The 23,791-nt window shown below is 38.7% G+C and carries 19 protein-coding genes; 14 read left to right on the top strand and 5 right to left on the bottom strand.

Going from position 1 to position 23,791, the window contains the following annotated elements:
* The 4 genes from FHK88_RS05090 to mrcB all read right to left on the bottom strand — a co-directional run.
* Nucleotides 1-2,091, bottom strand: a 2,091-nt coding sequence (locus FHK88_RS05090) for a hypothetical protein (protein WP_227429674.1), incomplete at its 3' end; no start/stop codon positions are given.
* 378 nt (nt 2,092-2,469) lie between these two features.
* Nucleotides 2,470-3,384 (bottom strand): 50S ribosomal protein L11 methyltransferase, encoded by a 915-nt coding sequence (gene prmA, locus FHK88_RS05085; RefSeq protein WP_227429673.1) that lies wholly within the window; start codon nt 3,382-3,384, stop codon nt 2,470-2,472.
* Between the two features lie 68 nt (nt 3,385-3,452).
* Nucleotides 3,453-4,379, bottom strand: a complete 927-nt coding sequence (locus tag FHK88_RS05080) for a tetratricopeptide repeat protein (protein ID WP_227429672.1) — start codon at nt 4,377-4,379, stop codon at nt 3,453-3,455.
* Between the two features lie 125 nt (nt 4,380-4,504).
* The gene (mrcB, locus tag FHK88_RS05075; protein WP_413680445.1) at nt 4,505-6,856 is read right to left on the bottom strand and encodes a penicillin-binding protein 1B; all 2,352 of its coding nucleotides are present in this window, start codon (nt 6,854-6,856) and stop codon (nt 4,505-4,507) included.
* A 315-nt stretch (nt 6,857-7,171) separates the two neighbouring features.
* Between mrcB and FHK88_RS05070 the strand changes: the two genes are divergently transcribed.
* Nucleotides 7,172-9,937: a heavy metal translocating P-type ATPase gene (locus tag FHK88_RS05070; RefSeq protein WP_227429670.1), complete on the top strand. Its 2,766-nt coding sequence runs from the start codon at nt 7,172-7,174 to the stop codon at nt 9,935-9,937.
* Nucleotides 9,938-10,100: 163 nt separating this feature from the next.
* Nucleotides 10,101-11,288: a L,D-transpeptidase family protein gene (locus FHK88_RS05065; RefSeq protein WP_227429669.1), complete on the top strand. Its 1,188-nt coding sequence runs from the start codon at nt 10,101-10,103 to the stop codon at nt 11,286-11,288.
* A gap of 100 nt (nt 11,289-11,388) precedes the next feature.
* On the opposite strand, the gene FHK88_RS05060 is transcribed toward FHK88_RS05065, so the two are convergent.
* A complete protein-coding gene (locus FHK88_RS05060; RefSeq protein ID WP_227429668.1) occupies nt 11,389-12,108 on the bottom strand; it encodes a Bax inhibitor-1/YccA family membrane protein in 720 nt (239 codons plus the stop codon).
* A gap of 440 nt (nt 12,109-12,548) precedes the next feature.
* On the opposite strand from FHK88_RS05060, the gene FHK88_RS05055 reads away from it, so the two are divergent.
* The 12 genes from FHK88_RS05055 to lptB all read left to right on the top strand — a co-directional run bounded on the left by FHK88_RS05055 (nt 12,549) and on the right by lptB (nt 23,654).
* Nucleotides 12,549-13,535: an NAD(+) kinase gene (locus tag FHK88_RS05055; RefSeq protein ID WP_227429667.1), complete on the top strand. Its 987-nt coding sequence runs from the start codon at nt 12,549-12,551 to the stop codon at nt 13,533-13,535.
* Nucleotides 13,536-13,600: 65 nt separating this feature from the next.
* Complete coding sequence (locus FHK88_RS05050) at nt 13,601-13,909, top strand: YeaC family protein (RefSeq protein ID WP_227429666.1); 309 nt, start codon at nt 13,601-13,603, stop codon at nt 13,907-13,909.
* A 242-nt stretch (nt 13,910-14,151) separates the two neighbouring features.
* The gene (locus FHK88_RS05045; RefSeq protein ID WP_227429665.1) at nt 14,152-14,784 is read left to right on the top strand and encodes a 6-pyruvoyl trahydropterin synthase family protein; all 633 of its coding nucleotides are present in this window, start codon (nt 14,152-14,154) and stop codon (nt 14,782-14,784) included.
* Entirely contained in the window at nt 14,777-15,316 is a 540-nt protein-coding gene (gene tsaE / locus FHK88_RS05040; RefSeq protein WP_413680444.1) for a tRNA (adenosine(37)-N6)-threonylcarbamoyltransferase complex ATPase subunit type 1 TsaE, read from the top strand. The genes FHK88_RS05045 and tsaE overlap by 8 nt, the downstream gene beginning before the upstream one ends.
* A 190-nt stretch (nt 15,317-15,506) precedes the next feature.
* Nucleotides 15,507-17,375, top strand: a complete 1,869-nt coding sequence (gene mutL / locus FHK88_RS05035; RefSeq protein ID WP_227429663.1) for a DNA mismatch repair endonuclease MutL — start codon at nt 15,507-15,509, stop codon at nt 17,373-17,375.
* A 17-nt stretch (nt 17,376-17,392) separates the two neighbouring features.
* Nucleotides 17,393-18,541, top strand: a complete 1,149-nt coding sequence (gene miaA, locus FHK88_RS05030; RefSeq protein WP_227429662.1) for a tRNA (adenosine(37)-N6)-dimethylallyltransferase MiaA — start codon at nt 17,393-17,395, stop codon at nt 18,539-18,541.
* Nucleotides 18,542-18,755: 214 nt separating this feature from the next.
* Nucleotides 18,756-19,322 carry an RNA chaperone Hfq gene (hfq, locus tag FHK88_RS05025; RefSeq protein WP_227429661.1) on the top strand — a complete coding sequence of 189 codons (567 nt, stop codon included), beginning with the start codon at nt 18,756-18,758 and terminating at the stop codon, nt 19,320-19,322.
* A 462-nt stretch (nt 19,323-19,784) separates the two neighbouring features.
* Nucleotides 19,785-20,795, top strand: coding sequence for a KpsF/GutQ family sugar-phosphate isomerase (locus FHK88_RS05020; protein WP_227429660.1), 1,011 nt, complete (start codon nt 19,785-19,787; stop codon nt 20,793-20,795).
* 66 nt (nt 20,796-20,861) lie between these two features.
* Nucleotides 20,862-21,386 carry a KdsC family phosphatase gene (locus tag FHK88_RS05015; RefSeq protein ID WP_227429659.1) on the top strand — a complete coding sequence of 175 codons (525 nt, stop codon included), beginning with the start codon at nt 20,862-20,864 and terminating at the stop codon, nt 21,384-21,386.
* A gap of 45 nt (nt 21,387-21,431) precedes the next feature.
* On the top strand, nt 21,432-22,079 hold the full coding sequence (gene lptC, locus FHK88_RS05010; protein WP_227429658.1) for an LPS export ABC transporter periplasmic protein LptC: 648 nt from the start codon (nt 21,432-21,434) through the stop codon (nt 22,077-22,079).
* Nucleotides 22,080-22,269: 190 nt separating this feature from the next.
* A complete protein-coding gene (gene lptA, locus FHK88_RS05005) occupies nt 22,270-22,734 on the top strand; it encodes a lipopolysaccharide transport periplasmic protein LptA (protein WP_227429692.1) in 465 nt (154 codons plus the stop codon).
* 185 nt (nt 22,735-22,919) lie between these two features.
* Nucleotides 22,920-23,654, top strand: a complete 735-nt coding sequence (gene lptB, locus FHK88_RS05000; protein WP_227429691.1) for an LPS export ABC transporter ATP-binding protein — start codon at nt 22,920-22,922, stop codon at nt 23,652-23,654.
* Nucleotides 23,655-23,791: the final 137 nt, after the last annotated feature.

The raw sequence follows: 23,791 nt of genomic DNA, 5'->3' as shown, positions 1-23,791 counted from the left end.
ATCAGCAAGCAGTTCATTTAACCAAGCTTCATCCTGATCTGGATTTGTCGGTATTTCTTCTGCTTGTGTAGTCTTGTCGTCTTCATCTAATTCTAAGGTAAACTCTTCAGATAATTCACTAGTCTCTTCTATATTTTCTATAGAAGCAGTTTCTACACTTGAAACTTCATCTGCAATAGAAACAGGAGCATCAACATTTTCTGTAGAAGTTGTTTCTGATTCATCATCAGCAAGCAGTTCATTTAACCAAGCTTCATCCTGATCTGGGTTTACAGGGGTTTCTTCTGCTTGTGTAGTCTTGTCGTCTTCATCTAATTCTAAGGTAAACTCTTCAGATGATTCGTTAGGCTGTTCTAAATCTTCTGCTGGTGCAGTCTCTTCACTTGAAACCTCATCTTCCATAGAAACAGGAGCATCAACAGTCTCTGTAGAAGTTGTTTCTGATTCATCATCAGCAAGCAGTTCATTTAACCAAGCTTCATCCTGATCTGGATTTACAGGGGTTTCTTCTACTTGTGTAGTCTTGTCGTCTTCATCTAATTCTAAGGTAAACTCTTCGGATGATTCGTTAGGCTGTTCTAAATCTTCTGCTGGTGCAGTATCTTCTACACTTGAAACTTCATCTGCAATAGAAACAGGAGCATCAACATTTTCTGTAGAAGTTTTTTCTGATTCATTATCAGCAAGCAGTTCATTTAACCAAGCTTCATCCTGATCTGGATTTGTCGGTATTTCTTCTGCTTGTGTAGTCTTGTTGTCTTCATCTAATTCTAGAGTAAAAGGCTCTTCGGATGAGTCGTTAGGCTGTTCTAAATCTTCTACAGAAGCAGTTTCTACACTTGAAACCTCATCTTCCATAGAAACAGGAGCATCAACATTTTCTGTAGAAGTTGTTTCTGATTCATCATCAGCAAGTAGTTCGTTTAACCAAGCTTCATCCTGATCTGGATTTGTCGGTGTTTCTTCGGTATCAGCAGTGACTGTGTCTTCTTGTGTAGGTGTTTCGTCATCATCAGCTAATAGTTGGCTGATCCAGTCTTCATCTTCAAAAGCGTTATTGTTATCGTCATTGCTCTTTATACTTGGTATTCCAATAGGGACAGGTGTATCTTTTACAACTTTAATATTATTGATAGATACATCTCTCTTGACCGTAATGGATTTTGTATCTTTTTGATTATTATTTTCGTCTTGTGATGTTATAGGCATGTTGTTATCAGTATTGTCAGTATTGAGCGCTTCTGTTGAGTTACCTATAGGTTGCTCATTAGTTTGAGAACCAGCAGTATCTATTTTTGGCGCTGTCATTTTGGGAGTTGCTTTTGTTGGAGTGGCAGTAGTTGCGGTGTTGATAACTTGCTGAGCTTGTTTTTCAGGTGAGTCTGTAGGTAAAGGTTGTTGAGTATTTATGTTTTGTTTTATTGTATTGCTATTATCATTGTGCATGACATAGTCTTGGACCTTATCATTTATGATATGGTTCACTGTTTCTGCTTCTGTCGTCGTTATATTTTTTTGAATGATCTCATTAATTAGATGTGTTGTATTTGTTGGTAAAATTTTAGTAGAAGCGGTTGATGGTATGGTAGTGTTATTATGACCAGCTGTTTTAGTGGTCTTTTTGGTAATATGAGCTGTTGCTTTATTAGATAATGGTTTTTGTAAGTTAACACTGGTTGATGATAGCTTTTCATTTGTCAGCTGTTTAATGTTGCGATCAAGTCGGTTTCTGATTTTTTTTATATCAGATGGATCTATGGTGTATTCAGTATTTTTAGTTTTTGCGCGCGATTTTGCTGACTTTTTAGCACGTGAAGTCATTTGAGCAGGATACTCAGGATAATGTTTGACTGATTTTCTAATATCAGCTTTTTTATTACGGTTTGTTGCAGTTTGCTGAGTAAGTGTTTGTTGACATTTTTCACAATGCGCTTTTTTTGCTAATGGTATGGTAACTAGGTGAGCATGAATTGGGTATGTATATTGGCATTGTGCGCAACAGGTTGTCTGGTTGCTGGATGTGAGCTGATCAACACCAAATACAAATGTTGTATGGCATTTAGGGCATCGGGCTTTCAGATAATTATCCATAAGTATCTACAGTATACTGATGCCATAATTGGCAAGTTGACTTATGTTATTAAACCAATATATTGATTATGCTAACTTAATTTAGTACTTCATAAAACTATAAATAGTGAAGCTTTTTATAAATTTCCATCATTAATAACATCGAATATTATGCCAGACTAGCAGGTTAGGTATGCTTACTTTGCCTAAATGCTGGCATAATACTTGCTCTCTATCATATAAAGTAATTTTTTATTTATATTGACCGATACAGACCGTGAGTATAAATCATAACTAAAAGCTCATGGCTACTCAATTAAAGTCCGATGATAAGTGATAAAAATAGCATAATATCTATCTTCACTATTTATTTATATTAACATATGTAAAATTATATTACTATCCAGCAAAAATGCCAGATAAACGGTGCCAATGTTTGTCAGTATCATTGCTAAAAGCATGAGAGCCGTCGAGTGTAAACCATGGCGCAAATGCTTGTTTAACATCATTAAGTTGTGGTTCAATTAGTCCAGCTAACACAATCTGACCTTGTGGTTTTATCAGTGTTGCAAAGTAGGGTGCAAGTTGCATCAGTGGTTTGGCTAAGATATTTGCTGTGATGATATCGACAGGCATCAGATTTTGTTCTTTACGATAAGCATCAAATTCTTCTGGTAAGAATGTCATGATTTTTTGTGCAACATGATTGCGCTCAGCATTTTGTTTTGTTGCTAGGACAGCTTGTGGGTCAATATCGACAGCATAGACTTGCTTTGCTCCTAGAAGTAGTGCTGCTATTCCAAGGATGCCTGAGCCACATCCATAGTCAATAATGATTTTATCCTGTAAGTCTTGTTCAGTAAGCCAGTCAAGACAAAGACGAGTGGTGGCATGATAACCTGTACCAAAGGCAAGACCGGGGTCCATGATGATATTGGTTGCTTTAGGATTCGGTGGTGTTATCCAGTTTGGAACAATCCATAGGTTATTGGCGCATTCGATAGGATGATAGTGTGTCATCCATTCTCTTTCCCAGTCTTTGTCAGCAACTTGGCTTATCCAAACACGACTGGCATTAATTTGGCTGGCAATTTCTTGTGCAAGTGCTTCAATTTCTTGAGCCATTTCAGCACTAAAAATACCAGTAACAATCACATCATCCCAAAGGGGGGATTGTCCGGGCATGGGTTCAAATAATGGTTGATCACCAGCATCTTCTAAGACTATAGATAAGACCTGCGACTCTAGTAGTAGGCTTTCTGCTAAGTCGACTTGGTCTTTTGGGCATTGTAAGTGTAGTTGTTGCCATTGCATGATAGTTCGTTCCTTAAAAAAATTGATATGGCTTGTTGATGAGTGTTGGTTATGACATGTAATGAGCATTAACGTAGTGCGTTTTGTGCCTCTTGAATTACTCTTGGATTATTTTGCTGCTGTCCTGAGCGTAAGATAATTTGCCATAAGGCGCGTCTACGTTCAGGAGATTGAGCCACGATTAAGCCTCGGCGTGCCATGGCTTCAGCTTTACGAGGTTGGTTTTTTTTCAGTGCTACTTGTCCAAGATAAAAGTAAACTGCCGATGACTGTGGTGCAAGACGTTGAGCACGAGTAAAGCTGTTTTCTGCTGCGTTTAGTTGGTTGGCTTGCAGTTGTGAGACACCAATGTCCATGAGTTGACGAAAGGCTGGTAAGTTGTCACCTGTGTTGAGTATTCTGGTGTGACCAGTGTTATTTTGTGAGTTCTCTCTGGCTCGCTCCAGTAATATTTGTCGAGTCGTCTCTGGGTCGGGTTTAGGAATGGTAACGATGACTACTGGTGCAGTGGGCGTGTCAGTTGTTTGCGCTTCTATACTTGTGCTAGGTGGTTGTTCTGATACGTTGGGTGTGGGTTGTGTTAGTATACTTGGGTCAGGATTATTTGTATCTAAAGAGGAAGATGATGGGGTTGGTGATTTTGTTTCAGGAGTATGAGAAGGCGTAACATAGTCTTTTGGTGCTGTACCGATTTTATCGTCTTCTATAGTAGTTGTAGTATGACTATTAGGTGACTGCTCATTAGTGTTTGTAGAGTCAATAGTAGTAATAGTGTTCTGAGTATGTTGTGGGGATGTCGCTTCACTAGCTGTGTGCTGTGGTTGAGATGTTATGTGTGGCTGTGGTGATGTCTGCTGTACAGCTGGTACACTTTGACAGGCACAGATCAATATTGCCATGCTCAGAATGATAAGAGCTTGTATGGGGCTATGTGGTCTTAAAGTAAATTTTTCCTGCTGTGACACAGCCAGTGGTGATTTCGGTAGATGCATCATTTTGGCACTCATGTGTAATGGTTATGGTTCTTATTGCAATGCTAGTTAATGATAAGGGCTGGGAAAATCCAGCCCTATCTATTTGTTGCGAGTGATACCGATATAATGGGATAGATTACATGGTTTTAGAACCACTCTAACGCTTTATCATACCATGTGTCACTGGTCTCGTTATTATTCTCATCGGAAGATTCAATGACTTCTTGCGATTCATCATTTGTAAAGGAATCTCCTTCTTCTTGTTGGATGGCTGCTTGTTGTTGTTCAAGCCATGACATTTGTGTTCGCAGGCGCTCTTGCTCATACATCTCTACCGCACAGTCACTGGCTTCTTTAGGGATAGAGGCAGATAAGACTGGTAGGTAGACTGCATTTTCACAGCTTTCTCGTGATAATTTGCCAGTTCCATTTTCCAGCCATAGCCATTCAATACCATCGGGCTGTACAGGTGCAACTGGAGATAATTTTAGGCGTTTCATATAGTCTATCCAAACGGGTAGCGCACCACTACCACCACTTAGCCCGATAGGTTTGTTGTCATCTCGTCCAACCCAAACAACACTGACATAGTTACCACTATATCCAGCAAACCAAGCATCACGATAGTCATTGGTTGTACCTGTTTTTCCTGCTAGGTTTAGATTTTTTCCAAGAGATTGTGCGCGAGTGGCTGTACCATTGTTAACAACTTGCTGTAGGGCATAGTTTGTTAAAAAGTTAACATCAGTTGGAACGGCTTGTTTGGTATTTAAGCCTGTACGTTGTAAGACTTGACCACGGTTATCAACGACACTACGGATACTATGAATACTAGTGTGAAATCCACCAGAAGCAAATACTTGATACATACCGAGCATATCCATTGGACTCAGATTGACAGAGCCAAGGAAAATTGAGGGATAGGTTGGCAGCTTTTCTTTGATACCAAGGCGGTGCAACTGGTTAACAAATGTGCCAACGCCAAACTCCATACCTGTATTAACTGCAGCTTGGTTATAGGATTTTGCTAAAGCTTGGGTAAGTGGTACATAGCCATGATCTCGTCCACCATAGTTTTTTGGTGACCAAACAGAGTTATTACTTAAGGTGATAGAAACGGGGTTATCATTGACAGGACTGGCTAGATTATATTTGCCAGACGCTAGTGCTGTCATATAAATAACAGGTTTTAATAGTGAGCCAACTTGTCGTTTGGCATCAATAGCACGGTTAAACCCTGTAAACTCACTACCACTACCAACCACAGATAATAGTTCACCTGTATCAGGATTCGCACTGACCAATGCTGCTTGTAGCTCTGTAGTTTTATTGCTGGTTTTACGCAGGCGACCCAATTCTTTTTCTACAGCATTATCTGCTGCTAGTTGGGCAATTGGATTTAGGGTACTAAATATGCGTAGCCCCTCATTTTTTAGGTCATCTTGGTGATATACCTGATTTAGTTCACGCTTCACAATATCTAAAAAATCAGGGAAGCGACTTTTACCGACGTTGGGTTTTTCAATCACATCTAATGGCTGAGCAATGGCTTGATCATAGGTTTCTTGGTCTATTTTGCCTGTTACTAGCATATTGTGTAAGACCGTATCACGGCGATTTTTTGCTGTTTCAGGATTGCGGCGAGGGTTGTATTGTGTTGGACCTTTTGCCAAGCCAACCAGCATTGCTTGTTGGTCAAGACGAAGTTCATTTAGTGGCTGATTGAAATAAAACTGAGCTGCCAGACCAAAACCGTTGATAGAGCGGTTACCATTTTGACCAAGATTAATTTCGTTAAGATAGGTTTGTAAAATGGCACGTTTATCGTAATGTAGCTCAAGTAATAGTGCCATAATGGCTTCGTTTGCTTTGCGTTTTAGTGTACGGTCTGAATTTAGATAGAAGTTTTTAATCAGCTGTTGAGTGATGGTTGAGCCACCCTGCATAGATTTACCAGAGAAGTTGTTATAGACAGCTCGTCCTATACCACGTAATGATACACCTTTATGTTCATAAAACCCTCTGTCTTCTGTGGCAATAAGAGCATCAATCAGCGTAGGGGGGATATCATCAATAGAGACTACCAGTCGGTCTTCATTATTATCAGGATAAATACCACCAATAGTGACTGGCTCTAGACGAACAATACCCAGTCGATTTGGTTGGGTACTTTGTATATTGGCAACTTTACCATTTGCTAATTTAAGTTTAATGATTTGTTCTTCATCAACATCATTAGCACTATAACTAAAGCCACGAGTATGGATAAAGTATTCACTGCCTGCTTTATGATAAGTACCTGTCCGTTCATATTGTTGGTTGCTACGGTAGTTAAGCAATTCTAACCATGTATCCAAGTCACTTTGGGTGACAGGTGCACCTTGATATAGCTCAAGTGGTTGTGAGAAGACTTTGGCAGGTATGTTCCAGCGCTTACCCTCAAACTTTGTTGTAATGGTCTTATCAAGCTTGAGCACATATAGTGTTAGCATGATCATACCAATAATGATAATAACTAAGAATAAAAACCCAATAACAGAGCCTTTTTGGGCTTGTTTTGATGGATGTTGAGCTGGTGATATAGAAGTACGTTTATGAGAATCTTGCACAGACGATTACCAAATTGACTAAAAACTGTCTAATGATGACTTAAAAAAGGTGTATTTTCAATAATATCATAGTAAATATCAGTAGTATTCCTACAGATTTGTACGTTTTCATGATTTTTTCACTTTTGAATAATCTCAAAGGTAAGGTAATGAAAACTGCTACAATATGACTTTCCATCTTGGCATTTGATTTTATTGTTAGCTATGAAAAATTCACAAGCTCCGTCAAGCTCTACTTCTAATAGTTCTTCTACTGAACCAGTATCTTCAGCATTATTTGAGCAATTGATCATCCCTGATAAAGGCTATTGCTTTCATTGTGGAGACCCTGTGCCAACGCCACCTTTTTTTGCAACAGTACTTGGCAAGTCTCGTGAGATGTGCTGTTTGGGCTGTCAGCTTGCTAGTGAAAGTATCGTAGAAGCAGGACTTGAGCAGTATTATTTAGATCGTACAGAGATTAATCGTACTGCCAGTCTACCAATACAGATGACACAGCTAGAGGCATATGATCATGAGGAAGTTAAGTCGCAGTTTGTATATGCACAAGATGGTTTATCAGTAGCAGAGCTGTCCGTTAACAATTTACGCTGTGCAGCTTGTACTTGGTTGATTGAGACTCGGCTTTATGAGTTGGACGGTGTCTCACAATGTCAAGTCAACCTGACCAATCAGCGTATGCGAGTTATCTGGGATGAGGCAAAATTGCCAATTAGTCGCATTTTGGGAACGATTAATCAAATAGGCTATGATGCCAGACCATATCGACAAGATACACATGAAGCCATGCTGGCACGATACAATAAACAGATGTTGATTCGCCTTGGTATTGCTGCATTAGGAGCAATGCAGGCGATGATGTTTGCAGTTGGTCTGTATTTTGGTGAATATCGGGGCATGTTATTAGAGCATCGTGACTTTTTACGTTGGGTCTCTTTGTTTGTTAGTGTACCTGTATTTTTCTATGCTGGATTGCCTTTTTTTCAATCTGCATGGACAGCGCTAAAAGCTCGGCAAGTCAATATGGATGTGCCAGTGAGTATTGCCTTATTTGTGACGTTTTTTGCCAGTTTATATGCAACAATATCTGGTCAAGGAGAGACTTATTATGATTCTGTTAGTATGTTTATCTTCTTTTTATTGGCAGGGCGTTATATTGAGCATAATGCCCGTTTAAAAGCCTCTAATATGGCAAATGATTTGGTAGTGCTTGAGCCAACGTTGGTAGAAAAACTGGGGCATGAGTCAGAGCTGGCGCAACAGGCATTACAGTTTACGGCTGATAAATCATCTCTACAAAATCAAAGTGGCAATGATTATCCAGAGTCAAAATATGCACAGTATATACAACGACTGGCACAGTTAGCAGCGTTAAGAACACACAATTTAGAGAGGACACTTAATGATTCTATAGATAACTCTGAGCTTGTAAGCCAGAAAATTACTGCCCATGTGTTACAGGTTGGTGATGTTATCTTTATTGAAGCGGGTATGGATGTTTTGGCTGATGGGGTATTGTGTAGTCCAACAGCGACAGTCTCTCAAAGCCTACTGACTGGTGAGAGTGATTTAATTGTCAAGAACTTGGGTGATGCTATTGTGGGTGGCTCACAAAATGATAGCCAACCCTTTGTGATGCTGGTTACTGCATTACCTGAAGATAGCCAAATGGGCTTAATTGATAGGCTAATGAATCGTGCGATGAGTGAAAAACCAAAAATTGCACAACAGGCAGATAAATGGGCACGTTGGTTTGTAGCACGAGTTTTGGTTTTATCAATATTGGTATTTTTGGGCTGGTGTTGGTATGACCCTAATGATATTAGCCAAGCCATTTGGGCAACAGTGGCAGTATTAGTTGCAACCTGTCCGTGTGCCTTATCTTTAGCAACCCCAATAGCCTTGACTGTTTCGACTAATAGAGTTGCCCATTATGGATTTTTAGCAACACGTGGTCACACATTGCAGACTTTGGCAGAAGTGACACATGTGGCGTTTGATAAAACAGGTACATTAACTTATGGTAAACCCAATCTGTTGCATATTGAAACGTTAGCTGACACAGCGAATAAAATAGAAACACCAGAAAGCACGACCAGCGCTCAACGACTATTAGCAATAGCGGCTGCTCTTGAAACTGGCAGTCGCCATCCGATTGCCCATGCAATTTTATCAGCAGCCTATCAGCTACATTTACCAACAACTCAAGATTTAAAGTTATATCCTGCAGGTGGTGTTGAAGCAAAAATTGATGGTATACGGTATCGTCTAGGGCATATTGCATTTGCTACTAATACCCAGTTAGAGTCAGTAGATAAGCAATTGAATGTCCAGTTACCAAACCTAGAAAAATATCATGCCAGTACAGTGGTTACATTGTCACAACAGGTGGTAGATGGAAGTAAATCTGTTTGGCAACCATTGGCTTATTTTTATTTTAATGACAAAGTGCGTGATGGTATGGCAACGATGATTGCCACATTACAAGCTAAAGGTATCACGCCACTGATGCTAACAGGTGATCCAAGTGAACAAGCCTTAAAAGTTGCAAAGGCGCTTGGCATTAATCAAGCTTATAATGGACTATCACCTGAAGATAAAGTGCATCATATTCAGGAGTTACAGCAACAAGGCGCTGTGGTTATGATGGTGGGGGATGGTATTAATGATGCACCAGTGTTAGCAGCCGCGAATATCTCAACAGCGATTGCGGGGGCAGCAGACCTAGCACAGGTATCTAGTGATAGTGTGATATTAGATGGACAGGTAACATCAGTAAATGATGCAAAACGTGTTGCTGATCAATCGCAAAGAATCATTAAGCAAAATTTGTATTGGGCTTTGGGGTATAACACAGTGGTTTTAATTCCTGCTGCTTTAGGTTTTGTGCCACCTTGGTTGGCTGCTATTGGTATGTCTTTAAGCTCTTTATTAGTTGTCTTAAATGCACTACGGTTAAAACAAGCTTAGCTTCTGTGAAAGTTTTGAATGCCTTAAGTAGAGAACTGTAATGGTATGAGATGATGATTAAATAGTATTAACAACCTGTAACATGGCGTTGTTTACTAGAAAAATATGTTATTATTTTGCCGACTATTATCACAACTTCTGTTAAAAAATTGTTGAAATGAATATGAAAGCAAAATACATGGTTTGTGCCATCAGTAGTATTTTAAGTATTACTTTACTATCAGCGTGTAATCAAAGTGGACAGACTAGCCTCAATGCTGGGTTGGATACTAATTTGGATGATATCACTCAGCAATCAGCTGAACAACTGGCAGATACTGAGGTCAGTGAGACAGAAGATGTCAATGAGAAGGGACAATCAGAAGATGCTTTGCCAGAAGACAGTCAATTACTCGCTGAGGATGAGGATGGTATACAAGATGATGAGCAGCAAGATGACGATGGCAGTAGTATCGAAGCACGTCTAGCAAAAGCAGTTCCAGATATTGATTATTCAGTAGAAAACTTAACTTTAGATGCACTAAAAGTTAATATCACCTCATGGTATGGACAAAAAGAATTAAATCGTAATGTAATTATAAAAATTCAAGCGCTACTTAACTGGCATCAACATGGTGTCGGTGCAGTAGATGGTGCTTTCGGTGGTAATGTCATCAAGGCGATGCAAGCTTTTCAAAAAGCAAATAACTTACCACAAACCAATGAGATGAACGTTGATACATGGTTAAAGTTGGTTGAAGATACTGAACTAGCCAATCGTCCTGTTTTGGTTAATTATACGCTGACTAAAGATGATGTTTATTTGCCAAGGTTAGGCAAAGGAGTGCAGTATCGAAGTGTTAAGGAAGCATTGGCAGAAAAGTTTCATATGAGTCAGGGGTTGTTAAGCGCGTTAAATACAGATAAGCGTTTTAAGGCGGGTGAAACCATTACGATCTATAATCGTGGTACACCAAATATGAAAGCTGTAGATAAAGTTGTGGTCGATAAAAAGCAAAATATACTCTATGCTTATGATGATAGTGATAATCTGGTTGCCACATACCCTACGACAGTTGGAGGACGTTATACCCCTTCGCCAAATGGGAATTATAAAGTTATCAATCGAGTATTGAATCCAACTTATAATAGTAACTTTCGTAATAAAAACAGTGCGATTCCTCCAGGTCCAAATAATCCTGTCGGGCGTGTATGGCTTGGCTTAAATAAACAAGGATTTGGTATACATGGCTCTCCAGAGCCAGAGAAGATAAGCCAGCAAAACTCTCATGGGTGTGTGCGTTTGACAAACTGGGATGCTTTGGCTCTATATTCCACAATTAATGAAGGCGCAGCTGTTGAGTTCTTATAAGCAAGCTATTTTTAGAAGAAGGCTTTATTCATTATTAGTTGAGAATAAAAAAGGTCGTTCAAGTTGAACGACCTTTTTGTTTGTCTTGATACTGGTTTATTTAGTCTTGTAAGTAGCTAAGTAAGCGTAAGAATTCTACATACATCCAGACTAGAGTGGCTAGAATACCAATACTAAAAATCCACTCATACTCTTCTGATACACCCATGGCGACGCCACGCTCAACATTATCAAAATCTAACAATAAACTAAATGAAGCAATCACAACTACAAATAGACTAAAACCAATTGCAATCATGCCTCCATCAAATAAGAAAGGAAGGCTTGAGCCAAACATCACAAAGCCCCACTGTACTAAGTATAGTAGCATGATGGCAAATACGGCTGACATTAAGATAGAGCGGAACTTTTCTGTTACTTTAATGACACCTGTACGATATAAACCAAGCATGATAGCGGCAGTGACAAAAGTAGCACTCAATGCAGTTAAAGGAACGGTAGGTGCAATCGCCATAAAGAATGAAGAGATGCCACCTAAAAACAATCCCTCTAAAATAGCATAAGGTGCAGCTAAAGTTTTTGCTAAATGTGGTTTGAAAGTAATCAAAAGTGCCAAGCCAAAAGCAGCAAACATACTACCGAAAGCGGCAATTTTTACAAAAGAATAGCTTAGACCTTGAGTTAAGATAAAAAAGAAAAAGCCAAGTGCAGTGACAGCACTAAGTCCAAGTAAAAAACTGGTTTTTTGGATGACGCCTTTGACAGTCATCGCACGACCACCAGTAGCAAGCTGGGTACGGCTGACAATTGGGTTTGCCATAGTTATGTTTCCTTATAAAAGTTGCAGTATTTAGTTAAGTAAAAATGGGTCTATACCGCATTCCTGATTTAAGTTAAGTCCTGTAATTATAAGTACTAATTTAAGAAAAACAATAGTAAAACTGTTATGATAATTTATATAGAAATCTTATCAATTCATGATATATTTTCTAAGTATGTATTTAAGTTGTTAGTTGAGTGCTGTTGGCAGGATGCATCCTGCTAAAATTTATGCTAGGCTTGCAACCATTGGTGTATAGGGCAGTTAATGTAATGGGTTGATGTTTGTACCATTACTTTAAGAAGTAAAGCTCTCCCTAAAACACAGGTTGATATAATTGACTGACGTTAATAAAAATAATAGTTGATGTCATGTTCATTGTATTATTTTGCTTATTATAAAAGCTTCATAATTTATCCATTATAATAGTATCCCAGCTCATGGAACACTCTGCACAGTCGCATAAAATCCCGAATTTATCGGATTCTACATTATTTTTCAACATTAAAAATCCAGCGTTTCGGCGTATTGGCTTGATGGGGCGGGCGCATAAAAAAAGTGTGATTCAGACCATTACAGAGATAGCTCAGCGTGTCAATGAAATGGGATTAAATCTGATTATGGATTCAGAGACAGCCCATTTACCAGACATGAAGCTTGAGCATATTCAAACACTACAGATTGTTAAGCGTAGCTTGATTGGAGAGATATGCGATTTGGTTGTGGTGGTTGGTGGTGATGGTTCAATTTTGCACGCCGCACATGCGCTGGCAAGATATCGTGTACCAGTCTTGGGTGTGAATCGTGGACGGTTAGGGTTTTTGACGGATGTTAATCCAGATGAAGTTGGTAAAAAGTTATGTCAAGTTTTAATGGGAGATTATCAGCTTGACCAGCGTTTTTTATTGACGTGTGAGATTTTGGAAGGACGCCATGTTATTCATGAGGATATGGCACTCAATGATGTTGTGCTTCATGCAGGTAAGTCTGTGCATATGATTGACTTTCAGATGAAAATAGATGGATTAGATGTGTACCGCCAGCACAGCGATGGATTGATTGTAGCGACACCAACAGGTTCAACAGCATATGCTTTATCAGGGGGAGGACCTATTATTCATCCAAGTATGGATGCCATCTGTTTAGTACCAATGCATCCTCATACCTTATCGAGCCGACCAATCGTGGTGAGTGGCAATAGTGAGATTGTGATTCAGATTCATAAAGATAATCGCACTCAGCCGATGGTCAGTGCAGATGGTAAAACCAGTGTACCATTAGACCATGGCCAGCAACTGCATATTCGTAAACATCCTGATAAGTTAACATTATTGCATCCTCCAGGGTTTGATTTTTATAAGGCATGTCGTACAAAATTAAACTGGAATGCACATGCCGAAGAATTCAGTCTGGATAATCAGGATTAGTTTTTAAAATCATGGTTATTATCGTGATATCCTATTCAAGCTAAATCATAGTTAAGGTAGAAATAATGGATAAACAGCAAGTACTTGATACATTAACGCCTGAACTGGTGGAAAAGTTTCGTACAGCCGTTGAGTTGGGTAAATGGGCAGATGGGCGCAGGTTGACTGATGAACAGCGCCAAACTTGTATGCAAGCGGTGATGATATGGGAGCATGAGCATTTACCACCTGAAGAGCGTATTGGTTATATTCATAAGCCCGTTGATGATAGTGGTGCAACTGTTGGGGAGGAATGTGATGTAGAGCATGATCACCATTATCCTAACTTACCAAACCCAACTGGTGCAGTACAACCAGTGAAGTTTCGTCATTAAGCCATTTTCAATAGGTGAGGGTCTGTTGAGATTTCACCCCGCTAGATTAGTATTTACATGGGATACAGCTATATTTTACTTTCATGTATCAATTGGTTAGATTTTTCCTATGAAGATAACTGTTCAACAGACTCTAATAGTTTAAGTAAGTCAATCATGATTATTCATGATAGTTCACTGAAGTCAGGCATGGGATTTGGTATACTATCCACCCATGCCATTTTTTTATCATTGATTTTATCATGCGTATCCGAAAACTTTTTAAATTTGAAAACGCTCATATTGTGCGTAATTGTAGCTCAGATCGTTGCAAGCGCTCGATTCATGGGCATAGCTATCAGATTGAGCTGATATTAGAGGCACATCGCCTTGATCATGGACAGATGGTGTATGATTTTGGTCTGTTAAAGTCATCTATCAAGGATATGATAGACAGCTTTGACCATGCCATCTGTTTTTGGAATAAAGATGACCCTGAGTATATTGAAGCTTGTCAAAAGTTTAGCGCCCGTTGGATTAGCTTGCCAGTATCCCCTTCTGCTGAGCAATTTTCTCGAGTCATTTTCTTTTGGGCAGATGCGATTTTACGACAGACTCAGATGTGCAATGGTGAAGCTGATGTGCAGGTGTATTCTGTGATAGCTCATGAAACGGCAACAGGGTATGCACAGTGCTTTGCTGAGGATGTGCGTAATGAACAGATGGGTAAATTGCGTTTAGAAGATTTTGAGTTTAGCCAGCAGATTCAAAGTGAATGGCACGACCCACAGATGTATGCCAAGTTGCTACGAGGTGAGCCGTTTATGAATCCTAGTGTGGATATGCAAGTAACGGTAAAAGATGGAAGCGTTGATGGAGACAAAGGCAATGACTAATGTGCCTAATTTTTCTAAAGTTGAGGCTTCTGATAGTACAAAGTCTGATGCTATTCAGTTATTGCTAAGTACTGAAGCAGACACACAGTTATTAGCACAGCAGTTGGTGACAATAATACCATCTGGTAGTGTGTGGTTATCGGGAGACTTGGGTGCAGGAAAAACCACATTGACACGCTATTGGCTACAAGCATTGGGACATCAAGGCTCAGTGAAAAGTCCAACTTATACTTTAGTTGAGCCTTATCAAATTGCACAAGTAGCTGGTGGGTCAAAATCAGTTTATCATGCTGACTTATATCGTTTGCAAGACCCAGAAGAGCTGTCTTTTATTGGCTTTGATGAGTATTTTAATGATCCTAATGCTTTAATTATCATTGAATGGGCAAGCCAAGCTGATGAATACCTGCCAGCACCACATTTATTTATTGATATTACCCAGTTATCAAATCATCAACGTCAAGTGCATTTACAGCTTAGTAAAATAGGCATTCATGCTGGATTAAGCTTGGCAACATTAATGTCGAACTAATAGATTAATATTATGAAATTAATATAAAAATTGTGATGTTGCTAAGCTAATTTGTACTACCTCTATATATCTTTAATATCTTTACTCATTTTCCTCATATCATCAGTATTATAATTTGAATTAATTATAGTAGTAGAAGACTAAGTGTTTAACTTAGCTATATGAACCATATTAACTTTAGCAGTATTATATGCCAATATTTTCTTCTGATTCAGCACGTATTAAAAAACTGCCTCCTTTATTGATTAATCAGTTGGCAGCAGGTGAGATAGTAACTCGCCCAGCTTCTGTTGTAAAAGAGTTAATGGAAAATGCCATTGATGCAGGTGCAACAGAGATTGAGATTAAGGTTACTCAAGGTGGTATGGCTCAGATAGAAGTTCGTGATAATGGCTGTGGTATTCATCCTGATGATATGGTGATGGCAGTAACACGTCATGCGACCAGTAAAATTGCTGATGTGGCACATTTGCACGGGATACAAACCCTTGGATTTCGAGGGGAGGCATTGGCATCAACAGCGGCTGTATCTCGATTGACACTCAGTAGCTGTCATGATGATAGTGGTATTGGTAGGCAACTCAGTGTTGTGGGTGTGATTCATGATGAGCCGTTGGTATCACCAATTTTGCACACCCAAGGAACAACTGTTTCTGTAAAAGATTTATATTTTAATGTTCCCGCTCGTCGTGCAAATTTAAAGTCAATTGCTACTGAGTTTGCACATATTGAAACTGTGGTACGGGAACTGGCATTGGCAGTGAGCCAAGTTACTGTTAGTTTGTGGCATGATGGTAAGCGTCGTTTGCACCTGCCAGCTATTACAGCAGATATGGATGAGTCAGCCAGTACATTATTTACCTCTGATATGGCAACGATAGAAGGTGTTAGCTGTGGTAGTGGTATAGCGCAGATTTTATCACGTCTCAAGACAATTTTTGCGCGTGAGTTTGCACATGATTTAGAGCCATTGCCTTTGCAAGTCGACCTATCAGGATTAATTAAGGATATAGAAGAACAGTTACAGCAATCTAGTCAAGTAGGTATTACTGGTACTTTATTATTACCAGATATATTCTCTCAGTACTCTTCTCAACGTGCTATGAAAGCTGAATCTGAAAATATCCAGAGCGATAGGGCAAAAATAGATTTACCAAAGTTGATTTATATTAATGGGCGATTGGTTAAAGACACACGTATTGCACAAACAATACGTGATGGTATCCGCCAAGCATTACCAGCAAGGGTACAAGCCAGCCATACGCAGGTGGGCTACGTACTATTTTTTACATTACCACAAAACTGGCTGAACGTGAATGTCCACCCAAGTAAACAGCGAATCAGTATTCATACCCTTCCTAATGTGTTGGCACATCTGGAAGTTATGGTGACCTCTCGTTTACAGGCATGGTATGAGCGGATACAACAGCAAAGTCCGAAGTTGGTAATACAGCCTGAGAATACAAGACAAAGTAATGATACCCATATTCACCAAGTTAATGAGCCAAAACAGGCATATCACTGTGTTAGTAACACGGTTCAGCCATTTGTCCAAAACGATGATAGCAATGATATTCAGGATGTTAAAGTTAACGGTCGTGTTAATTGCTCCGTTCCATCTGGCTCTATCCTAGATAATTCATCTAGAACACGATTACCATTGATTCCACAATGCTTGTTATTCATGGCACAAGAACAGTATCCCCAGTTGTTAGCTGATGGCGTTATCATACAACACCAACAGGGTATGAGTTTGATTGATTACAATGAGCTGGTGTCATTCTTGCAATCTTTTCAATCAGACATATCATCTATGTTTCAATCAGACATATCATCTATGTTTCAAGATAATATTGATATGTCTGCACCAGATGCAATGTCACAAATTAATCAATCTTTTTATGAGTTTTTTTCTTGTCCAGAATCCATATCTTCTAACTCAGAGCGCATACAATCTTGGCAGGATTTTATACAAAATCAGTCATTAGCTACTATTAATTATGGTCAATTAGCACAAATATTGACGGCAATGATTGATTCAGCAAATGCAAATGAATAAAGGCTAAAAGAAACATAATGAACACACTATATGATAAAAACAGTGTGGTTTGCCTGATGGCGCCAACAGCCAGTGGTAAAACAGCACTTGCTTATGAGTTGTATGATACAGGTCAGTTTGAGCTGGTTTCTGTGGATTCAGCACTGATTTACCGAGATATGAATATTGGTACAGCCAAGCCTTCGGCAGATGAATTAGCCCAATATCCACATCATTTGGTGGATATTATTGATCCAACTCAGCAGTATAGTGTTGCGGACTTTGTGGCAGATGTAGACACACTGATTGCTCAAATCCATAGGCGCGGAAAGATTCCTCTATTGGTGGGTGGAACGATGATGTATTACATGTCACTATTTGATGGTATTTCAAACATACCAGATAGTGATGCAGGCATACGTGCCAAGGTAGAGGCAAAGCGACAAGAAGAAGGCATCCATGCGTTACATGACTATTTAACGCAAGTTGACCCAGCGATGGCACAGCGACTATCGGTAAATGATACACAGCGCATTACTCGTGCTGTTGAAGTATATATGCAGACAGGTCAGCCCCTCAGTGTGTGGCAACAAACACCAAAAGTTGCACTGGCAAATAATCCAGAACAGCAATGGCATGCCTTGATAGTCACTCCAGATAGAGCATGGTTACATCAACGTATTGCGAAACGATTAGATATTATGTGGCAACAAGGTCTGGTGGAAGAAGTCATATCTTTGATTGAGCAATATCCATTATCTCGTCAGATGCCCTCAATGCGTTGTGTAGGATATCGTCAAGTATTGGATTATTTACAGAATATTGAGCATCCAGTGATGGATTTATTAATGGATGCTACAGCGTCGCTCAGCCAAGTATGCCAAGAGAAGCTTACAACGACATATAAACATGATAGAATGTGTACGATACAGAAAGAAAAGATGAGTTTATCACTTACAAAGTTATCACCAAAGAATAACGACATACCACCCTCAGTGGCTTGTCAAGATATGAAAAATAAGGCATTATATGCAACTAGGCAACTTGCTAAAAGACAATTTACTTGGTTGCGAAAGTTTGAACAACTTGATTGTTTTACAAATACATTGACACAGTGTTCTAAAAGTAGGATAAAGACTTTTGATGATGTGCAAGAATTAAAAAAGTTTATGGATACTTCCATATAGAACAATAAAAAGTTTACTGATTCGGTATGAATAATAAGTAATATAATAGCTTGATATTATATTGTTATGACATACTTTACAATGCCTATCTATCTAGGTATTTATAAAACAAATTTTCTTGATAAGAATATTTAACCATCTATTTAATTTTAATTAGATAAAATCACGCTTATATTTGTATGAAATAGCGTCAATACTTAGGAGATATACTCAAATGTCAAAAGGGCAAACGTTACAAGATCCGTTTTTGAACTCATTGCGTAAGGACCGTATTCCGGTTTCTATATTTTTAGTAAATGGTATTAAACTACAAGGTCAAATTGAATCATTTGATCAGTATGTTGTACTATTGAAAAATACAGTGAGCCAGATGGTATATAAGCATGCTATCTCTACAGTAGTGCCAGCTCGTAATCCACGTGGTACATCTAGCGTACCAAGTGCTGGTGGTATTCAGTCTGGTGGCTATCAAGCTGGTTATGGTAGTACTGGTGGTTTTGAGCGTGGTGCTGGCGGTATGGCAACTGGTGGTTTTGATCAAGGTTTTGGAAGTAGCCGTGGAGGTTTTAAACGCGGTGGTTTTAGCCAAGATCGTGGTTTTGGTGCGGAGCGTGGTGGCTTTGGCGTTGACCGTGGCTTTGGTGCACAACGTGGTTTTGGTGCTGAACGTGGTTTCGAAGATAGAGGCTTTGAAGAGCGTGGATTTGATGCTCCAAAACCTATATCAGAAAATACAGACTTTGATGATGGTCAAGACGAAGATTATTCTGGTAATAATTAAAATAAATATCTCTACCAGTACTTATAAATATTTGATTTAGCTAAATAATCACAGTTAAAAAAGTTGAATATTTATTTACTGGTACAGTAAGTTATTTTGATAACTACATTTTTTAACGATAACTAGACCTTGCTATATTATAATAAAACAGTAATAGATGCTGGTTGTTAAGTTAAAAGAATACTAAAAAATCTGCTGACAATGATATGTGATACATATATAAACAAGTAATGTTTTGGAATATTTATCTTATTTGCAGAGCTAAGTGATTCAATAGAAACCTGTGCTAGACGCAGGTTTTTTGTTATCTAATTTTAATGAAAATGATTATCTTATCGTATTTATCCACTTTAAAAATAATCTATCTTATACAATGATTAAATAGTTTATACTCTATCTTGATGCATCTTTAAAAAGTATAACAGAACTTTATTAAGTCAGCCAAAGTATAGGCAAACTCATATGATAAAATCAAACCATTCTGGAAACATCTCCCTTTCTAAAAAAGAGATTTTTAGTCTTGCAACATCTGCAATTCGTACAGAGCAGTCCGCATTAGATTTACTAATTGAGCAGTTAGATGAACGATTTGTTGAAGCATGCCAGTTAATTTTTCAGTGTCAGGGGCGGGTTGTTGTGACTGGTATGGGAAAGTCTGGTCATATTGGGCGTAAAATTGCTGCAACTTTTGCTTCTACAGGTACGCCATCTTTTTTTATGCATCCTGGTGAAGCAGGGCATGGTGATTTGGGCATGCTGGTGGCTGGTGATGTATTGTTAGCCATATCAAACTCAGGTGAGTCAGATGAGATTAAGACTTTGTTGCCTGTGGTTAAGCAGTTAAATATTCCTATGATTAGTATTAGTCGTGACAAACGCGGTATCTTACCTAAGTCAGCTAATGTGGCGTTGACCTTGGGTGCATTTGATGAAGCATGCCCTCTTGGCCTAGCACCAACATCTAGTACCACAGCGACTTTGGCTTTGGGTGATGCGATGGCTGTTGTTTTGGTTCATGCGCGAGACTTCACTTCTGAGGACTTTGCCATGTCTCATCCTGCTGGTGCATTAGGGCGTAAATTGTTGATGCGAGTAGCAGATTTGATGCATCAGACAGAGGAAGATTTAAGTTTACCCAAAGTATCAGTAGATGCATCATTACATGAAGCATTATTTACGATGACCAGTGGGCGGTTGGGTATGACAGTTGTGGTTGATGATACAGATAGAGTAGTGGGAATTTTTACTGATGGTGATTTACGTCGTGGCTTAGAAAAGCAAATAGCACTATCGACACCAATGAAAGAGATTATGACTGCTAATCCACAACAAGTTAGTAAAGAGATGCGGGCATCGGATGCTCTTAGCTTGATGAATGAAAAGTCTATTAATCAATTATTGGTATTAAATAAAGATCAGACACTTGAAGGTGTGATTACCATTCATGATTTATTACAAGCAGGTGTGAGTTAGGTGACTTTAAGGCTTCATCAATAAGTTTATATAAGGTTGATATAAATATAATATAGGAAAGTAATAATGTGTGATTTAATTAATGAAGCTGGAAAAGTAAAGCTATTGGCACTAGATGTTGATGGTATTTTGTCTAATGGTCAGATTATTTATGATGCTAATGGTATAGAAACCAAAGCATTTTATGTCCAAGATGGTGTTGGAGTAAAAGCTTTAAAAAAATATGGTATTAAAACAGCAATCATTACAGGGCGTAAAAGCCCAATGGTTGAAAAACGTGCCAAAGAAATTGGCATAGATTATGTTGTACAAGGTCGAGATGATAAGTTAGTAGCACTTAATGAATTGCTAGCAGATATTGAGCTTAGTTTGGCAGAGTGTGCTTATATGGGTGATGATTTGCCAGATATTAAGGCGTTACAGTCAGTCGGATTCTCTGCGACGGTTCCTAATGCCCATCAAGAAGTTTTATCTCGTGTGATGATGGTGACATCTCGAACAGGTGGAATGGGGGCAGTACGTGAGGTGTGTGATCTGATATTAAAAGGTCATGGTGTATATGATGACTATATTCAGCAGTATGTGTTATAACAATTTTTATAGTCGTTATATGATGCACCATATTTTGGAGTCGTTGTGAATACGCGAATGTTAATTGTATTTGCCTTTCTTGCCATCATTTTGGCATCTTGGTTATATAAAGAGCAGGGTAGCTTAGATAATCCTATTACTTTGAGCGCGTCTAATATTGAGTATGAGGCAACAGGAATTCATGCTTTACAGACTAATCATTTAGGTGAGGTTGATTATTTACTAAAGGCAGATAAGCTAACACATTATATGGATAGTAATACTGATCAGATGGATCAGGTTAATGTAAAATGGCGCTCACAGCAAAATCAGGGTGTGACATTACAAGCACAGTTAGCCTCTTTGAATCATGATAGTGGTGATATTGTCATGAAAGACAATGTGGTGCTATCTAGTTATCGCTTACCCAGTAAAGAGGCTAGGTCAGTTGATAGTAATGATAATAATAGCAGTGATAGTGGGGCAATAACACCACATTCTGTATCAGAAAGCATGGTATTAAATGCGCAGACACTTTTGGGTAATATACATCGAAAGACTCTTTTAAGTAATCAACCTATCATGGTGAAGCAGGGAGATAATAGTTTTGAGGCAAACAGTTTCCAAGCAGACTTAGCAACAGGTGAGTATGAGTTTGCACAGATTGCCATGACATTTATGCCACCTACTCGTCAAGACAAACCCTTATTTTAATGAATGATGCAAGTATTGTTGTAATTATTGCATGTGTTAATATCCTATTTGGCAAAGCCTTCTGTTATTATGCTGATAATGCTGAGTTAAATAGCACCTTTATTTTTACGTTATGAGTCTATGTTTTATGTACAAATCTGGTCAAAATATCTCATCTATTGTTTGTTTATTGGTGCTGTCACTCTTTAGTATGACAAGCCATGCATTACCTTCAGATGCAAATCAGCCGATTAAGCTGTTAGCTGATAGAGCAACTTATAGTGAGCGAACAGGTGTCACCACTTATTCTGGAGATGTGATTATTACTCAAGGTACTTTGAAGCTAACTGCCTCTAATCTGACGGTGAATTTAGCGGATGGTCGTAGTATTCAAACAGCAGTGGCAACAGGTAGACCTGCAACGATGCAACAGGTTGTCACACAGGAAAAAGGGTTGGCAAAAGGACAAGCAAATGAAATTGTCTATAATGCAGTGACGGGTATTGTTACACTGACAGGAAATGCTAGATTAACACAAAATGGTGCAAGTTTTTCAGGTAATGTGATTCGTTATAGTTTAAAAGTTGGTGATGTTGAGGCAACCGCAGGGGGTAGTCAACGTGTGGAGTTAATCATACCACCAAATCCAAATGTACGTCGTCAGGGAATACGTTAGATAATAGCGGTTATATGACTTAGATTTTATGTTATTGCAGAGTAAAGTATTAGAAAGTTTAAGGCATATTTGGATTGATGAAAAACTTTGAGTGGAATTAGTATTCTATGAGTACAAATGTAACATCAACAACTGAGCAAGTAAGTCAGACTCACTATCAATATAACAACAGTCACCAAGAAGGAATGACTGAACGCTTAACATTATCAATGCGTAATATGGCAAAGCGCTATGGCAAACGCTGGGTGGTCAAAGATGTTTCATTTGCAGTGACTCAAGGTGAAGTAGTGGGGTTACTAGGTCCCAATGGTGCGGGTAAAACTACAAGCTTTTATATGGTTGTTGGTCTGGTTGGGTTGGATAAAGGAGTTGTTAAACTTGGCAATCAGGACTTATCAGCATATGCCATGCATGAGCGAGCAAAAGCGGGTATAGGCTATTTACCTCAAGAAGCTTCTATCTTTCGTAAACTTTCTATTGAGCAGAATATTCTAGCAATTCTACAAACACGTAAAGACCTGAATAAACAGCAACAACAACAAAACTTAGAGCAACTAATTACTGAGTTTAGTCTAGAGCATGTACGTCATTCATTGGGTATGAGTGTATCTGGTGGTGAAAGAAGACGCTGTGAAATTGCACGTGCATTGGCAGCTAACCCAAAATTTATTTTATTGGATGAGCCTTTTGCTGGAGTTGATCCTATTTCAGTGGGGGATATAAAAGCAGTAATTACGGCATTAAAAAATCGTGGTATTGGTGTTTTGATTACAGACCATAATGTTCGAGAGACATTGGCAATATGTGAAAAAGCTTATATTGTCAGTGAAGGCGCTATTATTGCTGAAGGAACGCCTGAGAATATTCTTAATAATGAGCTGGTTAGAGAAGTATATCTTGGTAAAGATTTCCAAGTTTAGTTTCAAGCAGTTTGATTGTAATTAGTAGTACTTATACGTTTATGATTTTAGTATGCCCCATTAGCTTTATTTGGTTAATGGGGCATATATGTCATCATCCACTGGCAAATGGTAGATAGAAATATAGGTTTAATCAT

Source organism: Psychrobacter sp. I-STPA6b (genome assembly GCF_020662265.1).
Taxonomy (GTDB): Bacteria; Pseudomonadota; Gammaproteobacteria; order Pseudomonadales; family Moraxellaceae; genus Psychrobacter.
This window is presented reverse-complemented; position numbering and strand designations above follow the sequence as displayed.

Excerpts from the sequence above, each read along its gene's own strand:
- prmA (WP_227429673.1), bottom strand. The coding sequence starts at position 3,384 with ATGCAATGGCAACAACTACACTTACAATGCCCAAAAGACCAAGTCGAC.
- FHK88_RS05080 (WP_227429672.1), bottom strand. The coding sequence starts at position 4,379 with ATGATGCATCTACCGAAATCACCACTGGCTGTGTCACAGCAGGAAAAA.
- mrcB (WP_413680445.1), bottom strand. The coding sequence starts at position 6,856 with ATGATCATGCTAACACTATATGTGCTCAAGCTTGATAAGACCATTACA.
- FHK88_RS05070 (WP_227429670.1), top strand. The coding sequence starts at position 7,172 with ATGAAAAATTCACAAGCTCCGTCAAGCTCTACTTCTAATAGTTCTTCT.
- FHK88_RS05065 (WP_227429669.1), top strand. The coding sequence starts at position 10,101 with ATGAAAGCAAAATACATGGTTTGTGCCATCAGTAGTATTTTAAGTATT.
- FHK88_RS05060 (WP_227429668.1), bottom strand. The coding sequence starts at position 12,108 with ATGGCAAACCCAATTGTCAGCCGTACCCAGCTTGCTACTGGTGGTCGT.
- FHK88_RS05055 (WP_227429667.1), top strand. The coding sequence starts at position 12,549 with ATGGAACACTCTGCACAGTCGCATAAAATCCCGAATTTATCGGATTCT.
- FHK88_RS05050 (WP_227429666.1), top strand. The coding sequence starts at position 13,601 with ATGGATAAACAGCAAGTACTTGATACATTAACGCCTGAACTGGTGGAA.
- FHK88_RS05045 (WP_227429665.1), top strand. The coding sequence starts at position 14,152 with ATGCGTATCCGAAAACTTTTTAAATTTGAAAACGCTCATATTGTGCGT.
- tsaE (WP_413680444.1), top strand. The coding sequence starts at position 14,777 with ATGACTAATGTGCCTAATTTTTCTAAAGTTGAGGCTTCTGATAGTACA.
- mutL (WP_227429663.1), top strand. The coding sequence starts at position 15,507 with ATGCCAATATTTTCTTCTGATTCAGCACGTATTAAAAAACTGCCTCCT.
- miaA (WP_227429662.1), top strand. The coding sequence starts at position 17,393 with ATGAACACACTATATGATAAAAACAGTGTGGTTTGCCTGATGGCGCCA.
- hfq (WP_227429661.1), top strand. The coding sequence starts at position 18,756 with ATGTCAAAAGGGCAAACGTTACAAGATCCGTTTTTGAACTCATTGCGT.
- FHK88_RS05020 (WP_227429660.1), top strand. The coding sequence starts at position 19,785 with ATGATAAAATCAAACCATTCTGGAAACATCTCCCTTTCTAAAAAAGAG.
- FHK88_RS05015 (WP_227429659.1), top strand. The coding sequence starts at position 20,862 with ATGTGTGATTTAATTAATGAAGCTGGAAAAGTAAAGCTATTGGCACTA.
- lptA (WP_227429692.1), top strand. The coding sequence starts at position 22,270 with ATGACAAGCCATGCATTACCTTCAGATGCAAATCAGCCGATTAAGCTG.
- lptB (WP_227429691.1), top strand. The coding sequence starts at position 22,920 with ATGACTGAACGCTTAACATTATCAATGCGTAATATGGCAAAGCGCTAT.